Genomic DNA, 13,183 nt, shown 5'->3' with positions numbered 1-13,183 from the left:
GCAGACCATTATAGTGCTACATTGCAGGTCATCCAAATGAGGAGCAATACCATGACAATGTTACGCCAGCCCTATTACGAACTCAGTCCTGAAGTCTATAGCGCCCTGGTTCAGGCAAGCAAAGCGTTGGAAAACTGCGCACTGGAACCCACGCTGACAGAACTGATTTACCTGCGGGTTTCACAAATCAACGGCTGCGCATTTTGCCTTGAAATGCACAGCAAAGCGCTGCGCAAAGCTGGCGTGGAGCAAGCCCGTCTGGATGCGCTGGCGGGTTGGCGTGTGAGTCACCATTTCAGCGAACGAGAACGTGCGGCACTGGCATGGGCCGAGTCCGTCACTCATGTCGCCAGTAGCCATGCCGAAGACGATGTTTATCTGCCACTGCTTGACCATTTTAGTGCCAAAGAAATAAGCGACCTGACCTTCGCAATCAGCCTGATGAACTGCTTTAACCGCCTGGCTGTGGGTATGCGTATGTAATTATGCGCCGCCGGATGGCGGCATAAATGCCGTATCCGGCCTACGATGCGCTCTCCTTGCCGTTGGAAAACGCATGTCATTATGCGCCGTCGGATGGCGGCATAAATGCCTTATCCGGCCTACGATGCGCTCTCCTTGCCGTTGGAAAACGCATGTCATTACGCACCACCGGATGGCGGCAAAAATGCCTTATCTGGCCTACGATTCGCTCTCCTTGCCGTTGGAAAACGCATGTCATTACGCACCGCCGGATGGCGGCATAAATGCCTTATCCGGCCTACGATGCGTTCTCCTTGCCGTTGGAAAACGCATGTCATTATGCGCCGCCGGATGGCGGCAAAAATGCCTTATCCGGCCTACGATGCGCTCTCCTTGCCGTTGGCAAACGCATGTCATTATGCGCCGCCGGATGGCGGCATAAATGCCTTATCTGGTCAGGGATGTACTCTCCTGTAGGCCGGATAAGACGCAACGCGTCGCCATCCGGCAACCTGTTATAGTCCATATCCCGTTCCCGCTCCGCTCATCACCCTGGGTATCATCAATCTAAAATTCCCATATCTTGTATGGTTGAATCTTCTTTCATCTACATCTAGTATCTTCTCTATCAGCACCCACACAAGCCGATGTCCAATATGCATCGCTCTTTTACTTTTAAATGGAAATACGAATCATGCGTATTATTATTTACACTCGTAATAACTGTGTTCAGTGCCACGCCACAAAACGGGCGATGGAAAGCCGTGGTTTTGACGTTGAGATGGTGAATGTCGATTTGCAGCCTGAACTGGCAGATACCCTGCGCGAGCAAGGTTTTCGTCAGTTGCCTGTCGTGGTGGCAGGTGAAACCCGTTGGTCAGGATTTCGCCCGGACATGATCAATCGCCTGCGCCCGGAACCCCGCGTGGTCAGCGCATGACGACCCTCGTCTACTTCTCCAGCAGCTCCGAAAATACGCACCGCTTTATGCTGCGTCTGGCGCTGCCCGCCATCCGCATTCCACTGAATGAACGCGAGAGGATCCGGGTAGACGAGCCTTACATTTTAATCGTGCCGTCTTACGGCGGCGGCGGTACGGCAGGCGCAGTCCCGCGTCAGGTGATCCGCTTTTTAAACGATCCTCATAACCGGGCATTAATCCGTGGCGTGATCGCATCTGGCAATCGCAATTTCGGCGAGGCCTATGGGCGTGCGGGTGAGGTCGTCTCGCAAAAATGCGGCGTGCCATGGCTCTATCGTTTTGAGCTGATGGGTACGCAAAGCGATATCGAAAACGTTCGAAAAGGAGTGAGCGAATTTTGGCAACGACAACCGCAGAACGCGTAATCCAGCCAGCACTGGATTATCACGCCCTGAACGCCATGCTAAATCTGTACGATAAAGCCGGGCGGATTCAGCTCGATAAAGATCATCAGGCGGTGGAAGCTTTTTTTGCTACCCACGTCCGTCCTCATTCGGTGGTCTTTGCCAGTCAGCAGGAACGCCTGGAAACGCTGATTCGTGAAGGCTATTACGACGAAAGCGTTTTAGCCCGCTACGATCGCGCGTTCGTGGTGAAGCTGTTTGCCCACGCCCACGCCAGCGGATTCCGCTTTCAGACATTCCTCGGCGCTTGGAAGTACTACACCAGCTATACACTGAAAACCTTTGACGGCAAACGCTACCTTGAAGATTTCGAGGATCGCGTGACGATGGTGGCACTCACTCTGGCGCAGGGTGACGAGGCGCTCGCCATGCAGCTCACTGATGAAATGCTCTCGGGTCGTTTTCAACCCGCCACGCCAACCTTCTTAAACTGCGGCAAACAACAGCGTGGGGAGCTGGTTTCCTGCTTCCTGCTACGCATTGAAGACAACATGGAGTCCATCGGCCGGGCGGTAAACTCAGCGCTGCAGCTTTCCAAACGCGGTGGCGGCGTGGCGTTTTTACTCTCGAATCTGCGCGAGGCCGGAGCGCCTATTAAGCGTATTGAAAACCAGTCTTCCGGCGTGATCCCGATAATGAAAATGCTGGAAGATGCATTTTCTTATGCTAATCAGTTGGGCGCACGTCAGGGCGCGGGCGCAGTGTATCTGCACGCGCACCATCCCGATATTTTACGTTTTCTCGATACCAAACGTGAAAATGCCGATGAAAAAATCCGCATCAAAACGCTCTCGCTCGGTGTGGTGATCCCGGATATCACCTTCCGTTTGGCCAAAGAAAATGCGCAGATGGCGCTGTTTTCACCGTATGACGTAGAACGCCTTTACGGCAAACCATTCGGTGATATCGCCGTGAGCGAGCGCTATGACGAACTGGTTGCCGACACGCGTGTGCGCAAAACATACATTCATGCCCGCGACTTCTTCCAGCGACTGGCAGAGATTCAGTTTGAGTCTGGCTACCCCTACATTATGTTTGAAGATACGGTGAACCGTGCGAATCCGATTGCCGGTCGCATCAATATGAGCAACCTGTGCTCGGAGATTTTACAGGTCAACAGTCCATCAACCTATGATGAGGCACTGGGCTATACGCAGGTAGGGCATGATATTTCCTGCAATCTTGGATCGCTGAACATTGCCCATACCATGGATTCACCTGACTTTGCTCGTACCGTTGAAACAGCCGTGCGCGGCTTAACCGCCGTCTCGGACATGAGCCATATCCGCAGTGTTCCTTCCATTGAAGCCGGGAACAGTGCGTCACACGCGATTGGTCTTGGGCAGATGAATCTGCACGGGTATCTGGCGCGGGAAGGGATCGCCTATGGTTCGCCGGAAGGGCTGGATTTTACCAATCTCTATTTTTACACCATCACCTGGCATGCCCTGAATACGTCAATGAAACTGGCCCGTGAACGCGGTACATCTTTTGCCGGATTTAGTCAGTCACGCTATGCCAACGGCGAGTACTTTACCCAGTATTTGCAGGGAGACTGGCAGCCTAAAACAGAGAAAGTCCGCGCACTGTTTGCCACAAGCGGCATTACATTGCCCACCCGGGAGATGTGGTTGCAACTACGGGATGATGTGATGCGCTACGGCATCTATAACCAGAATTTACAGGCCGTTCCGCCGACCGGTTCGATCTCCTATATCAACCACGCAACCTCAAGCATTCACCCGATTGTATCGAAAGTGGAAATTCGCAAAGAGGGTAAAACCGGGCGCGTTTACTACCCTGCCCCATTTATGACCAACGAGAATTTGGCCCTGTATCAGGATGCCTACGAGATTGGCCCACAAAAGATCATTGATACCTACGCCGAAGCGACACGGCATGTTGATCAGGGACTCTCACTGACGCTTTTTTTCCCCGATACCGCTACCACCCGAGATATCAACAAGGCACAGATCTACGCCTGGCGTAAGGGTATCAAATCGTTGTACTACATACGGTTACGCCAGTTGGCGCTGGAAGGAACCGAAATTGAGGGTTGCGTGTCATGCGCACTGTAAGGAGAACAGAATGAAACTATCTCGCGTCAGCGCCATCAACTGGAACAAGATTGAAGATGATAAAGACCTTGAGGTATGGAATCGCCTGACCAGTAACTTCTGGCTACCGGAAAAAGTCCCGCTTTCCAATGATATTCCGGCATGGCAAACGTTGAGCGCTGCCGAGCAGCAGCTCACTATCCGCGTATTTACCGGCCTGACGCTGCTCGACACGATTCAGAATATCGCCGGCGCCCCCGCGCTAATGGCGGATTCAATCACGCCACATGAAGAGGCGGTACTGTCGAATATCAGCTTTATGGAAGCCGTGCACGCGCGCTCCTACAGTTCTATTTTTTCCACGCTTTGTCAGACCAAAGATGTGGACGCGGCTTACCTCTGGAGTGAGAAAAATTCTCCGCTCCAGCACAAGGCACAGATAATTCTGACGCATTACGCCAGCGAGGAACCGCTGAAAAAGAAAATAGCCAGCGTATTTCTGGAATCCTTCCTGTTCTATTCCGGCTTCTGGCTACCGATGTATTTCTCCAGCCGCGGCAAGTTGACGAATACCGCAGACCTTATCCGCCTGATCATTCGTGATGAAGCAGTTCATGGTTATTACATTGGCTATAAATACCAAAAAGGTCTGGAGCACGTTTCACCCTCTACGCGTGACGCGCTACAGAATTATGCCCTCGATCTGTTGATGGAATTATATGACAACGAAGTTCGTTATACGGAGGAACTGTATGCGGAAACCCCGTGGGTAGAAGACGTCAAAGCCTTTCTCTGCTACAACGCCAATAAGGCGCTAATGAATTTAGGTTATGAGGCCCTGTTCCCGGCAGAAATGGCGGATGTGAACCCGACAATCCTCGCTGCGCTCTCACCCAACGCAGACGAAAACCATGATTTCTTCTCTGGTTCAGGGTCATCTTATGTGATGGGTAAAGCCGTCGAAACAGAAGATGACGACTGGAATTTTTAACGTTTCCTTCCGCGGGAAATACCTTACATTTTCCGCGTTAATATTTTAACGAGATCACATTTTTATCACACAAATATGATTGGGTGATCTACACTCAATATCAGCCGCAATATTCGCCTGTATTTCAACAATTCAGGCGCATTTTCAGTGTCATTTACAAAAAATATCCCTCAAGGCTCATCCGCGCTCAGCCCTTATATCATGGGAAATCCCGCCATCTGACGTTTGGCAATATTCATGCCACAAACAAATTCAGGGTTGTCTCAGATTCTCAGTATGTTAGGGTAGAAAAAGGTCACTATTTCCATCAGGTAATATATCGATATAAACAAATAACAGGAATCATTCTATTGCATGGCAATTAAATTAGAAGTTAAAAATCTCTATAAGATATTTGGCGAGCATCCCCAGAGAGCGTTCAAATATATTGAAAAAGGACTTTCAAAAGAGCAAATTCTGGATAAAACAGGGCTATCGCTTGGCGTTAAAGACGCCAGTCTGGCCATTGAAGAAGGCGAGATATTTGTCATCATGGGATTATCTGGTTCGGGTAAATCCACAATGGTACGCCTTCTCAATCGCCTGATTGAACCCACCCGCGGACAGGTATTGATAGACGGCGTAGACATTGCCCGAATCTCCGATGCTGAACTTCGCGAGGTGCGCAGAAAAAAGATTGCGATGGTCTTCCAGTCCTTTGCTCTGATGCCGCATATGACGGTGTTGGACAATACGGCATTCGGCATGGAATTAGCCGGTGTTGCCGCTGAAGAGCGTCGTGAAAAAGCGCTGGATGCGTTACGTCAGGTAGGTCTGGAGAATTACGCGCACGGCTACCCGGATGAACTTTCCGGCGGAATGCGCCAGCGCGTGGGTCTCGCCCGCGCATTAGCCATCAATCCCGATATCTTATTAATGGATGAAGCCTTCTCTGCGCTCGATCCGTTAATTCGCACCGAAATGCAGGATGAACTGGTAAAACTCCAGGCGAAGCATCAGCGTACCGTGGTCTTTATTTCCCACGATCTTGACGAAGCGATGCGTATTGGCGACAGAATTGCCATTATGCAAAACGGTGAAGTGGTACAGGTCGGTACACCGGATGAAATCCTGAATAACCCGGCGAATGATTATGTGCGTACCTTCTTCCGTGGCGTAGATATTAGTCAGGTCTTTAGCGCTAAAGATATATCCCGTCGTAGCCCTGAAGGGCTAATTCGTAAAACGCCAGGCGTCGGCCCCCGTTCGGCCCTGCAATTACTGCAGGACAAAGATCGCGAATATGGTTACGTGATTGAACGCGGTAATAAATTCGTCGGTGTGGTGTCGATCGATTCATTAAAAACCGCATTAAGCCAGGCACAAGGTATTGATGCGGCATTAATCAACGAGCCGCTAGCCGTGGATGCACAAACGCCTCTTAGCGAGTTACTTTCTCATGTCGGTCAGGCCCCGTGCGCGGTGCCGGTTGTCGATGAGGAACAACAGTATGTGGGCATCATTTCAAAACGCATGCTGCTACAGGCTTTAGATCGCGAGGGGGCAAACAATGGCTGATCAAACCAATCCGTGGGATACCGCACCTGCGGCCGATAGCGCCGCGCAATCTGCTGATGCCTGGGGGACCCCCGCAGGCGCACCTGCCGACGGCGCTAGCGCAGACTGGCTAACCAGTGCACCGGCACCGGCACCAGAGCATTTCAATATTATGGATCCATTCCATAAAACGCTGATCCCGCTGGATAGCTGGGTCACCGAAGGGATCGATTGGGTGGTCACCCATTTCCGTCCTGTCTTCCAGGGCATTCGAGTCCCGGTGGATTACATACTCAATGGCTTCCAGCAACTCCTGCTGGGTATGCCTGCGCCGGTGGCCATTATCCTGTTCGCCCTGATCGCCTGGCAAATTTCCGGCATCGGAATGGGCGCAGCCACGCTGATTTCACTGATTGCTATCGGTGCTATCGGTGCCTGGTCGCAGGCCATGATCACCCTGGCGCTGGTGCTAACCGCGTTGCTGTTCTGCGTGGTGATCGGCTTGCCAATGGGGATCTGGCTGGCGCGCAGCCCGCGTGCGGCGAAGATTGTCCGACCACTGCTGGATGCCATGCAGACCACCCCCGCGTTCGTCTATCTGGTGCCGATCGTCATGCTGTTCGGTATTGGCAACGTCCCCGGCGTAGTGGTGACAATTATCTTCGCCCTGCCACCCATCGTGCGTCTGACCATTCTGGGGATTAATCAGGTCCCGGCCGATCTGATTGAAGCCTCGCGCTCATTTGGTGCCAGCCCGCGTCAGATGCTGTTTAAAGTGCAGTTGCCGCTGGCGATGCCCACCATTATGGCAGGGGTGAACCAGACGCTGATGCTGGCACTCTCCATGGTGGTTATCGCGTCGATGATCGCCGTCGGTGGCTTGGGTCAGATGGTTCTGCGCGGTATCGGCCGTCTGGACATGGGTCTGGCTACCGTTGGCGGTGTAGGGATCGTGATCCTCGCCATCATTCTGGACCGTCTGACGCAGGCTGTAGGCCGCGACTCGCGTAGCCGCGGTAACCGTCGCTGGTACACCACCGGTCCGGTTGGGCTTCTCACCCGCCCTTTCACTAAGTAGTTCACCCGTTGCCCGGTGACACATTGCTTACCGGGCCTACAATTCATTAGCTTACACAAAATCGTTCAAGTTGCATCGCGGCGGCAAACGAATGTATCCCCAGGAGCGTACAAGTAGTACGTGACTGGGGTGCATGAGTGCAGCCAACAAAGAGGCAGCTTGAAGGATGAAGTGTAATAAGGAACAACGATGCGACAGAAAGTTATTATTGCCACAGCGTTTGCCACCCTTGTCTCCACCAGCGCTTTCGCTGCCGACCTGCCGGGCAAAGGCATCACCGTACAGCCAATCCAGAGCACCATCTCTGAAGAATCCTTCCAGACGCAGCTGGTTGCCCGCGCGCTGGAGAAACTGGGTTACACCGTTAACAAAACCAGCGAAGTTGACTACAACGTCGGCTATACCTCTATTGCCTCTGGCGATGCGACGTTTACCGCCGTGAACTGGCAGCCGCTGCATGATGATATGTACGCCGCAGCCGGCGGAGACAAAAAGTTTTATCGCGAGGGGGTATTCGTGACGGGTGCCGCACAGGGTTATCTGATCGACAAAAAAACCGCTGAGCAGTACAAAATCACTAACATCGCCCAGTTAAAAGATCCGAAGATCGCCAAAATCTTTGACACCAACGGTGACGGAAAAGCCGATATGATGGGCTGTTCACCGGGCTGGGGTTGTGAAGCCGTGATTAACCACCAGAACAAAGCCTTCGATCTGGAAAAAACAGTCGAGGTCAGCCACGGTAACTATGCAGCAATGATGGCTGACACCATTACCCGCTTTAAAGAAGGCAAACCGATCCTCTACTACACCTGGACACCATACTGGGTCAGTGACGTGATGAAACCGGGCAAAGATGTCGTCTGGCTGCAGGTCCCGTTCTCTTCTCTGCCCGGTGAACAGAAAGATATCGATACCAAACTGCCGAACGGCGCGAACTATGGCTTCCCGGTAAACACCATGCACATTGTCGCTAATAAGGCCTGGGCGGAGAAAAACCCGGCGGCGGCGAAACTGTTTGCGATCATGAAATTGCCACTGGCAGATATCAACGCGCAGAACGCAATGATGCATGATGGTAAAGCCTCAGAAGCTGACGTTCAGGGCCACGTTGATGGCTGGATTAAAGCCCACCAGCAGCAGTTCGACGGCTGGGTAAAAGAAGCGCTGGCTGCACAGAAATAACCCATTCATAGGCCTGATAAGCATAGCGCTTTCAGGCCCAGTAACCCCACCAAGGCCGGATGGTGGCGCGATGCGCCTTATCCGGCCTACCCCCCTTCCCACACCGCACAATCCATCACCCAACAAATCAGCAACATTTAATCACTTCCGTTATGATTGTTTTCTGCAACCCATTATTCAGTTGAAAACAATGACCAAACCCACTCACGGGCTTAGCCCGGCACTGATTGTTTTAATGTCTGTGGCGACCGGCCTCGCCGTTGCCAGTAACTATTACGCCCAGCCGCTGCTCGACACCATCGCGCGAAACTTTTCGCTATCGGCCAGTACTGCGGGCTTTATCGTTACTGCAGCACAGCTTGGCTACGCTGCGGGGCTCCTGTTTCTGGTGCCACTTGGCGATATGTTTGAACGCCGGATGTTAATTGTCTCGATGACACTGTTAGCCGCAGGCGGCATGTTGATTACTGCCAGCAGTCAGTCGCTGGGGATGCTGATCCTCGGTACTGCGCTAACCGGGTTGTTCTCAGTTGTCGCACAGATCCTGGTTCCGCTGGCGGCGACGCTCGCCACGCCAGACAAGCGCGGTAAAGTCGTTGGTACGATTATGAGCGGCCTGTTGCTGGGGATTTTGCTGGCGCGAACGGTTGCAGGGTTGCTGGCGAATCTCGGCGGTTGGCGCACCGTGTTTTGGGTGGCCTCAGTATTGATGGCGCTGATGGCGATTGCCCTGTGGCGTGGTTTGCCGAAGATGAAATCAGAGACCCATCTTAACTACCCGCAGCTATTGGGATCCGTGTTTAGCCTGTTTATCCACGATAAATTACTCCGCACCCGCGCGATGTTGGGCTGCCTGACCTTTGCTAACTTCAGTATCCTCTGGACATCAATGGCATTTTTACTCGCCGCACCGCCGTTTAACTATTCAGAGGGAATGATTGGCCTGTTCGGGCTGGCAGGTGCTGCCGGTGCGTTAGGCGCTCGTCCGGCGGGCGGTTTTGCCGATAAGGGTAAATCGCATCTCACGACTACCGCAGGCCTGCTGTTACTGTTGCTCTCCTGGCTGGCTATCTGGCTCGGACATACTTCAGTGCCGATGCTGATTATCGGTATCCTGGTACTGGATCTGACTGTTCAGGGGGTACATATCACCAACCAGACCGTTATCTATCGCATTCACCCGGACGCACGTAATCGTCTGACTGCCGGGTACATGACCAGCTATTTCATTGGTGGTGCAGCAGGTTCTCTGATTTCAGCTTCAGCCTGGCAGCATGCCGGCTGGGCTGGCGTTTGTCTGGCAGGTGTGACCGTTGCCGTACTCAACCTGCTGGTCTGGTGGCGAGGTTTTCACCGCCAGGAAGCCGCAAATTAAGCGTATAACGTCTGTTTACCTTTGATTGGGCTCCTCAGGGTGTTAAGGAGCCCATCAGTCTGCTAAGGTTATAACGCATTGAGCCAGGTTATTTTAATTTCGGTAATGAAGCCTATAATCCTATGGAAAGCCCTGTTCCCCAGTCTGAATTCCGTTCTGCTACGTTAACTGAAGGATTCAAAGACAGCCTACCGATAGTTATCAGTTATATTCCGGTCGCATTTGCATTTGGTATGAATGCGACTCGCCTGGGCTTTACTCCCGTTGAAAGCGTTTTTTTCTCCTGCATCATTTACGCCGGTGCCAGCCAGTTTGTCATCACAACCATGCTCGCCGCAGGCAGCTCACTGTGGGTCGCAGCTCTGACCGTCATGGCGATGGATGTTCGCCACGTTTTGTATGGCCCATCTCTACGTAGCCGTATCGCCCGACAGCTGAGCAAACCTAAAAGCGCGTTATGGGCCTTTGGCCTCACCGACGAAGTCTTTGCCGCTGCAACGGCGAAGCTGGTACGGGATAATCGGCGCTGGAGTGAAAACTGGATGATCGGCATCGCGCTATGCTCCTGGGCTTCCTGGGTACTTGGCACAGTTATCGGCGCATTTTCCGGCACTGGCTTACTGAAGGGTTTCCCGGCGGTAGAAGCGGCGCTGGGGTTTATGCTCCCGGCGCTGTTTATGAGTTTTCTGCTGGCCTCTTTCCAGCGTAAGCAAACGCTATGCGTCACGGCGGCATTAGCCGGTGCACTGGCTGGCGTGATGCTGTTTTCCATTCCGGCAGCCATCCTGGCAGGCATAGCCTGCGGATGCCTGACTGCGCTCATTCAGTCGTTCTGGCAGGGGGGTCCTGATGAGCTATGAGGTTCTGCTGCTCGGTCTGCTGGTCGGCTGCGTCAATTACTGTTTTCGCTATTTACCACTGCGTCTGCGAATGGGGAACGTGCGCCCGACAAAACGCGGAGCCACTGGAATATTACTCGACACCATCGGTATTGCATCAATTTGCGCCCTGCTGGTGGTGTCTACCGCGCCAGAAGTGATGCACGACGCTCGTCGTTTTGTACCTACGCTGGTGGGGTTTGTGGTACTGGGTGCAAGCTTCTATAAGACCCGCAGCATTATCATTCCGACCTTACTGAGTGCTCTGGGCTATGGATTAGCCTGGAAAATGCTGTTTGTCTTATAGATGAAAATAATCATTTTAAATAAATAATACATTTACTTTATTTGTCACTGTCGTTACTATATCGGCTGAAATTAATGAGGTTATACCCAAATGGATAGTTCGTTTACGCCCATTGAACAAATGCTAAAATTTCGCGCCAGCCGCTACGAAGAGTTCCCTTATCAGGAAGTGCTTCTGACTCGTCTTTGCATGCATATGCAGGGCAAGCTGCTGGAAAACCGCAATAAGATGCTGAAAGCTCAAGGGATTAACGAGACGTTGTTTATGGCGTTGATTACGCTGGAGTCTCAGGAAAACCACAGTATTCAGCCTTCTGAACTGAGTTGTGCACTTGGCTCGTCACGGACTAACGCTACCCGCATCGCGGATGAGTTAGAAAAGCGTGGCTGGATCGAGCGTCGCGAAAGCGATAACGATCGCCGCTGTCTGCATCTGCAATTGACCGAAAAAGGCCATGCTTTTTTGCAGGAGGTATTACCGCCTCAGCACAACTGCCTTCATCAGCTTTGGTCATCTCTCAGCACCACCGAAAAAGATCAACTTGAGCACATCACCCGTAAACTTCTGACCCGTCTTGATCAGATGGAGCAGGATGGCGCGGTATTAGAAGCGCTGCGCTAACGCGCTGACTCGCTCAGAAATCCAGATTTAAAAATGAAAAACCGACAGGCCAGCACGCACAGTGCTGGCCTTTCTGATAAACAGGTCGGCCCCAGCCGATGTGAAAAAAATAAGATCGTGGAGAACAACATGAGCGCAAATGCGGAGACTCAAACCCCGCAGCAACCGGTCAAGAAGAATGGCAAACGTAAAAGTATGCTGCTCCTGCTGACCTTGCTCTTTATTATCATTGCCGTGGCATATGGGATTTATTGGTTTTTAGTACTGCGTCATATCGAAGAGACAGACGATGCTTACGTGGCAGGGAACCAGGTTCAAATTATGGCGCAGGTATCAGGCAGCGTGACGAAAGTCTGGGCTGATAACACTGACTTTGTGAAACAGGGCGATGTCCTGGTCACTCTCGATCAGACAGATGCCAAACAGGCATTTGAAAAAGCCAAAACTGCGCTGGCGTCCAGCGTGCGCCAGACGCACCAGTTGATGATCAACAGCAAGCAACTGCAGGCAAGCATTGAAGTGCAGAGAACCGCGCTGGCCCAGGCACAAAGCGATTTTAATCGCCGTGTCCCACTGGGTAACGCCAACCTGATTGGCCGCGAAGAACTGCAACATGCCCGCGATGCTGTCGCCAGCGCTCAGGCTCAGCTTGATGTCGCAATCCAACAATATAATGCGAACCAGGCAATGATTCTGGGTAGCAAGCTGGAAGATCAACCTGCTGTACAACAGGCTGCCACCGAAGTGCGTAATGCCTGGCTGGCGCTGGAACGTACCAAAATTGTCAGCCCGATGACCGGCTATGTTTCCCGTCGTGCCGTGCAGCCCGGCGCACAAATTAGCCCCACGACGCCGCTGATGGCAGTTGTTCCGGCGACTAACCTGTGGGTGGATGCCAACTTCAAAGAAACACAGCTGGCGCACATGCGTATTGGCCAACCGGCGACCGTCATCAGTGATATTTACGGCGATGATGTGAAATACACCGGGAAAGTCGTCGGCCTGGATATGGGTACGGGCAGCGCCTTCTCCCTGCTGCCGGCGCAAAACGCGACCGGTAACTGGATCAAAGTCGTCCAGCGTTTGCCGGTACGTATCGAACTGGATGCGCAGCAGCTGGCACAACATCCACTGCGTATTGGTTTGTCGACACTGGTTACGGTAGATACCGCTAATCGTGACGGGCAGATCCTGGCAAGCCAGGTCCGCACGACGCCAGTATCAGAAAGTAATGCACGTGAAATCAACCTTGATCCGGTCAATAAGATGATCGAAGAGATCGTGCAGGCCAACGCGGGCTAATTCAA

At 52.5% G+C, this 13,183-nt stretch carries 14 protein-coding genes; all 14 read left to right on the top strand.

The features are described 5' to 3' along the window. Positions 1–51 precede the first annotated feature (51 nt). The 14 genes from NNO02_RS03140 (at position 52) to emrA (ending at position 13,178) form a co-directional block, all read left to right on the top strand. Positions 52–483: a carboxymuconolactone decarboxylase family protein gene (locus NNO02_RS03140; RefSeq protein WP_271442295.1), complete on the top strand. Its 432-nt coding sequence runs from the start codon at positions 52–54 to the stop codon at positions 481–483. A 105-nt stretch (positions 484–588) separates the two neighbouring features. Further along, on the top strand, positions 589–939 hold the full coding sequence (locus NNO02_RS03135; RefSeq protein ID WP_271454187.1) for a hypothetical protein: 351 nt from the start codon (positions 589–591) through the stop codon (positions 937–939). Positions 940–1,156: 217 nt separating this feature from the next. Beyond that, a complete protein-coding gene (nrdH, locus tag NNO02_RS03130; protein WP_271442294.1) occupies positions 1,157–1,402 on the top strand; it encodes a glutaredoxin-like protein NrdH in 246 nt (81 codons plus the stop codon). Continuing rightward, positions 1,399–1,809 carry a class Ib ribonucleoside-diphosphate reductase assembly flavoprotein NrdI gene (gene nrdI, locus NNO02_RS03125; protein WP_271442293.1) on the top strand — a complete coding sequence of 137 codons (411 nt, stop codon included), beginning with the start codon at positions 1,399–1,401 and terminating at the stop codon, positions 1,807–1,809. The genes nrdH and nrdI overlap by 4 nt, the downstream gene beginning before the upstream one ends. Further along, positions 1,782–3,926 carry a class 1b ribonucleoside-diphosphate reductase subunit alpha gene (nrdE, locus tag NNO02_RS03120; protein WP_271454186.1) on the top strand — a complete coding sequence of 715 codons (2,145 nt, stop codon included), beginning with the start codon at positions 1,782–1,784 and terminating at the stop codon, positions 3,924–3,926. The genes nrdI and nrdE overlap by 28 nt, the downstream gene beginning before the upstream one ends. Positions 3,927–3,936: 10 nt before the next feature. Then, complete coding sequence (gene nrdF, locus NNO02_RS03115) at positions 3,937–4,896, top strand: class 1b ribonucleoside-diphosphate reductase subunit beta (protein ID WP_271454185.1); 960 nt, start codon at positions 3,937–3,939, stop codon at positions 4,894–4,896. 354 nt (positions 4,897–5,250) lie between these two features. Further along, positions 5,251–6,453: a glycine betaine/L-proline ABC transporter ATP-binding protein ProV gene (gene proV, locus NNO02_RS03110; protein WP_271454184.1), complete on the top strand. Its 1,203-nt coding sequence runs from the start codon at positions 5,251–5,253 to the stop codon at positions 6,451–6,453. After that, on the top strand, positions 6,446–7,510 hold the full coding sequence (gene proW, locus NNO02_RS03105) for a glycine betaine/L-proline ABC transporter permease ProW (protein ID WP_271449806.1): 1,065 nt from the start codon (positions 6,446–6,448) through the stop codon (positions 7,508–7,510). The genes proV and proW overlap by 8 nt, the downstream gene beginning before the upstream one ends. A 189-nt stretch (positions 7,511–7,699) precedes the next feature. Next, complete coding sequence (gene proX / locus NNO02_RS03100) at positions 7,700–8,695, top strand: glycine betaine/L-proline ABC transporter substrate-binding protein ProX (protein WP_271454183.1); 996 nt, start codon at positions 7,700–7,702, stop codon at positions 8,693–8,695. Between the two features lie 190 nt (positions 8,696–8,885). Continuing rightward, complete coding sequence (locus tag NNO02_RS03095; protein WP_271442287.1) at positions 8,886–10,070, top strand: MFS transporter; 1,185 nt, start codon at positions 8,886–8,888, stop codon at positions 10,068–10,070. Between the two features lie 122 nt (positions 10,071–10,192). Then, complete coding sequence (locus tag NNO02_RS03090) at positions 10,193–10,930, top strand: AzlC family ABC transporter permease (RefSeq protein ID WP_271449804.1); 738 nt, start codon at positions 10,193–10,195, stop codon at positions 10,928–10,930. After that, positions 10,920–11,255: an L-valine transporter subunit YgaH gene (gene ygaH, locus NNO02_RS03085; protein ID WP_005122930.1), complete on the top strand. Its 336-nt coding sequence runs from the start codon at positions 10,920–10,922 to the stop codon at positions 11,253–11,255. Before NNO02_RS03090 ends, ygaH begins: the two co-directional genes overlap by 11 nt. 90 nt (positions 11,256–11,345) lie before the next feature. Beyond that, the gene (gene mprA, locus NNO02_RS03080; RefSeq protein WP_005122929.1) at positions 11,346–11,876 is read left to right on the top strand and encodes a transcriptional repressor MprA; all 531 of its coding nucleotides are present in this window, start codon (positions 11,346–11,348) and stop codon (positions 11,874–11,876) included. 129 nt (positions 11,877–12,005) lie between these two features. After that, positions 12,006–13,178: a multidrug efflux MFS transporter periplasmic adaptor subunit EmrA gene (emrA, locus tag NNO02_RS03075; protein WP_048213008.1), complete on the top strand. Its 1,173-nt coding sequence runs from the start codon at positions 12,006–12,008 to the stop codon at positions 13,176–13,178. The last annotated feature ends 5 nt before the right edge of the window (positions 13,179–13,183 follow it).

Origin of the sequence: Citrobacter sp. Awk 2 (assembly GCF_028069815.1) — a bacterium.
Classification (GTDB): domain Bacteria; phylum Pseudomonadota; class Gammaproteobacteria; order Enterobacterales; family Enterobacteriaceae; genus Citrobacter.
The sequence above is the reverse complement of the archived record's forward strand: the minus strand, read 5'-3'. Positions and strand labels throughout refer to the sequence as shown.

Bases quoted from the DNA above. Each gene is read 5' to 3' on its own strand.
- NNO02_RS03140 (WP_271442295.1), top strand. From the start codon at position 52: ATGACAATGTTACGCCAGCCCTATTACGAACTCAGTCCTGAAGTCTAT.
- NNO02_RS03135 (WP_271454187.1), top strand. From the start codon at position 589: ATGCCTTATCCGGCCTACGATGCGCTCTCCTTGCCGTTGGAAAACGCA.
- nrdH (WP_271442294.1), top strand. From the start codon at position 1,157: ATGCGTATTATTATTTACACTCGTAATAACTGTGTTCAGTGCCACGCC.
- nrdI (WP_271442293.1), top strand. From the start codon at position 1,399: ATGACGACCCTCGTCTACTTCTCCAGCAGCTCCGAAAATACGCACCGC.
- nrdF (WP_271454185.1), top strand. From the start codon at position 3,937: ATGAAACTATCTCGCGTCAGCGCCATCAACTGGAACAAGATTGAAGAT.
- proV (WP_271454184.1), top strand. From the start codon at position 5,251: ATGGCAATTAAATTAGAAGTTAAAAATCTCTATAAGATATTTGGCGAG.
- proW (WP_271449806.1), top strand. From the start codon at position 6,446: ATGGCTGATCAAACCAATCCGTGGGATACCGCACCTGCGGCCGATAGC.
- proX (WP_271454183.1), top strand. From the start codon at position 7,700: ATGCGACAGAAAGTTATTATTGCCACAGCGTTTGCCACCCTTGTCTCC.
- NNO02_RS03095 (WP_271442287.1), top strand. From the start codon at position 8,886: ATGACCAAACCCACTCACGGGCTTAGCCCGGCACTGATTGTTTTAATG.
- NNO02_RS03090 (WP_271449804.1), top strand. From the start codon at position 10,193: ATGGAAAGCCCTGTTCCCCAGTCTGAATTCCGTTCTGCTACGTTAACT.
- ygaH (WP_005122930.1), top strand. From the start codon at position 10,920: ATGAGCTATGAGGTTCTGCTGCTCGGTCTGCTGGTCGGCTGCGTCAAT.
- mprA (WP_005122929.1), top strand. From the start codon at position 11,346: ATGGATAGTTCGTTTACGCCCATTGAACAAATGCTAAAATTTCGCGCC.
- emrA (WP_048213008.1), top strand. From the start codon at position 12,006: ATGAGCGCAAATGCGGAGACTCAAACCCCGCAGCAACCGGTCAAGAAG.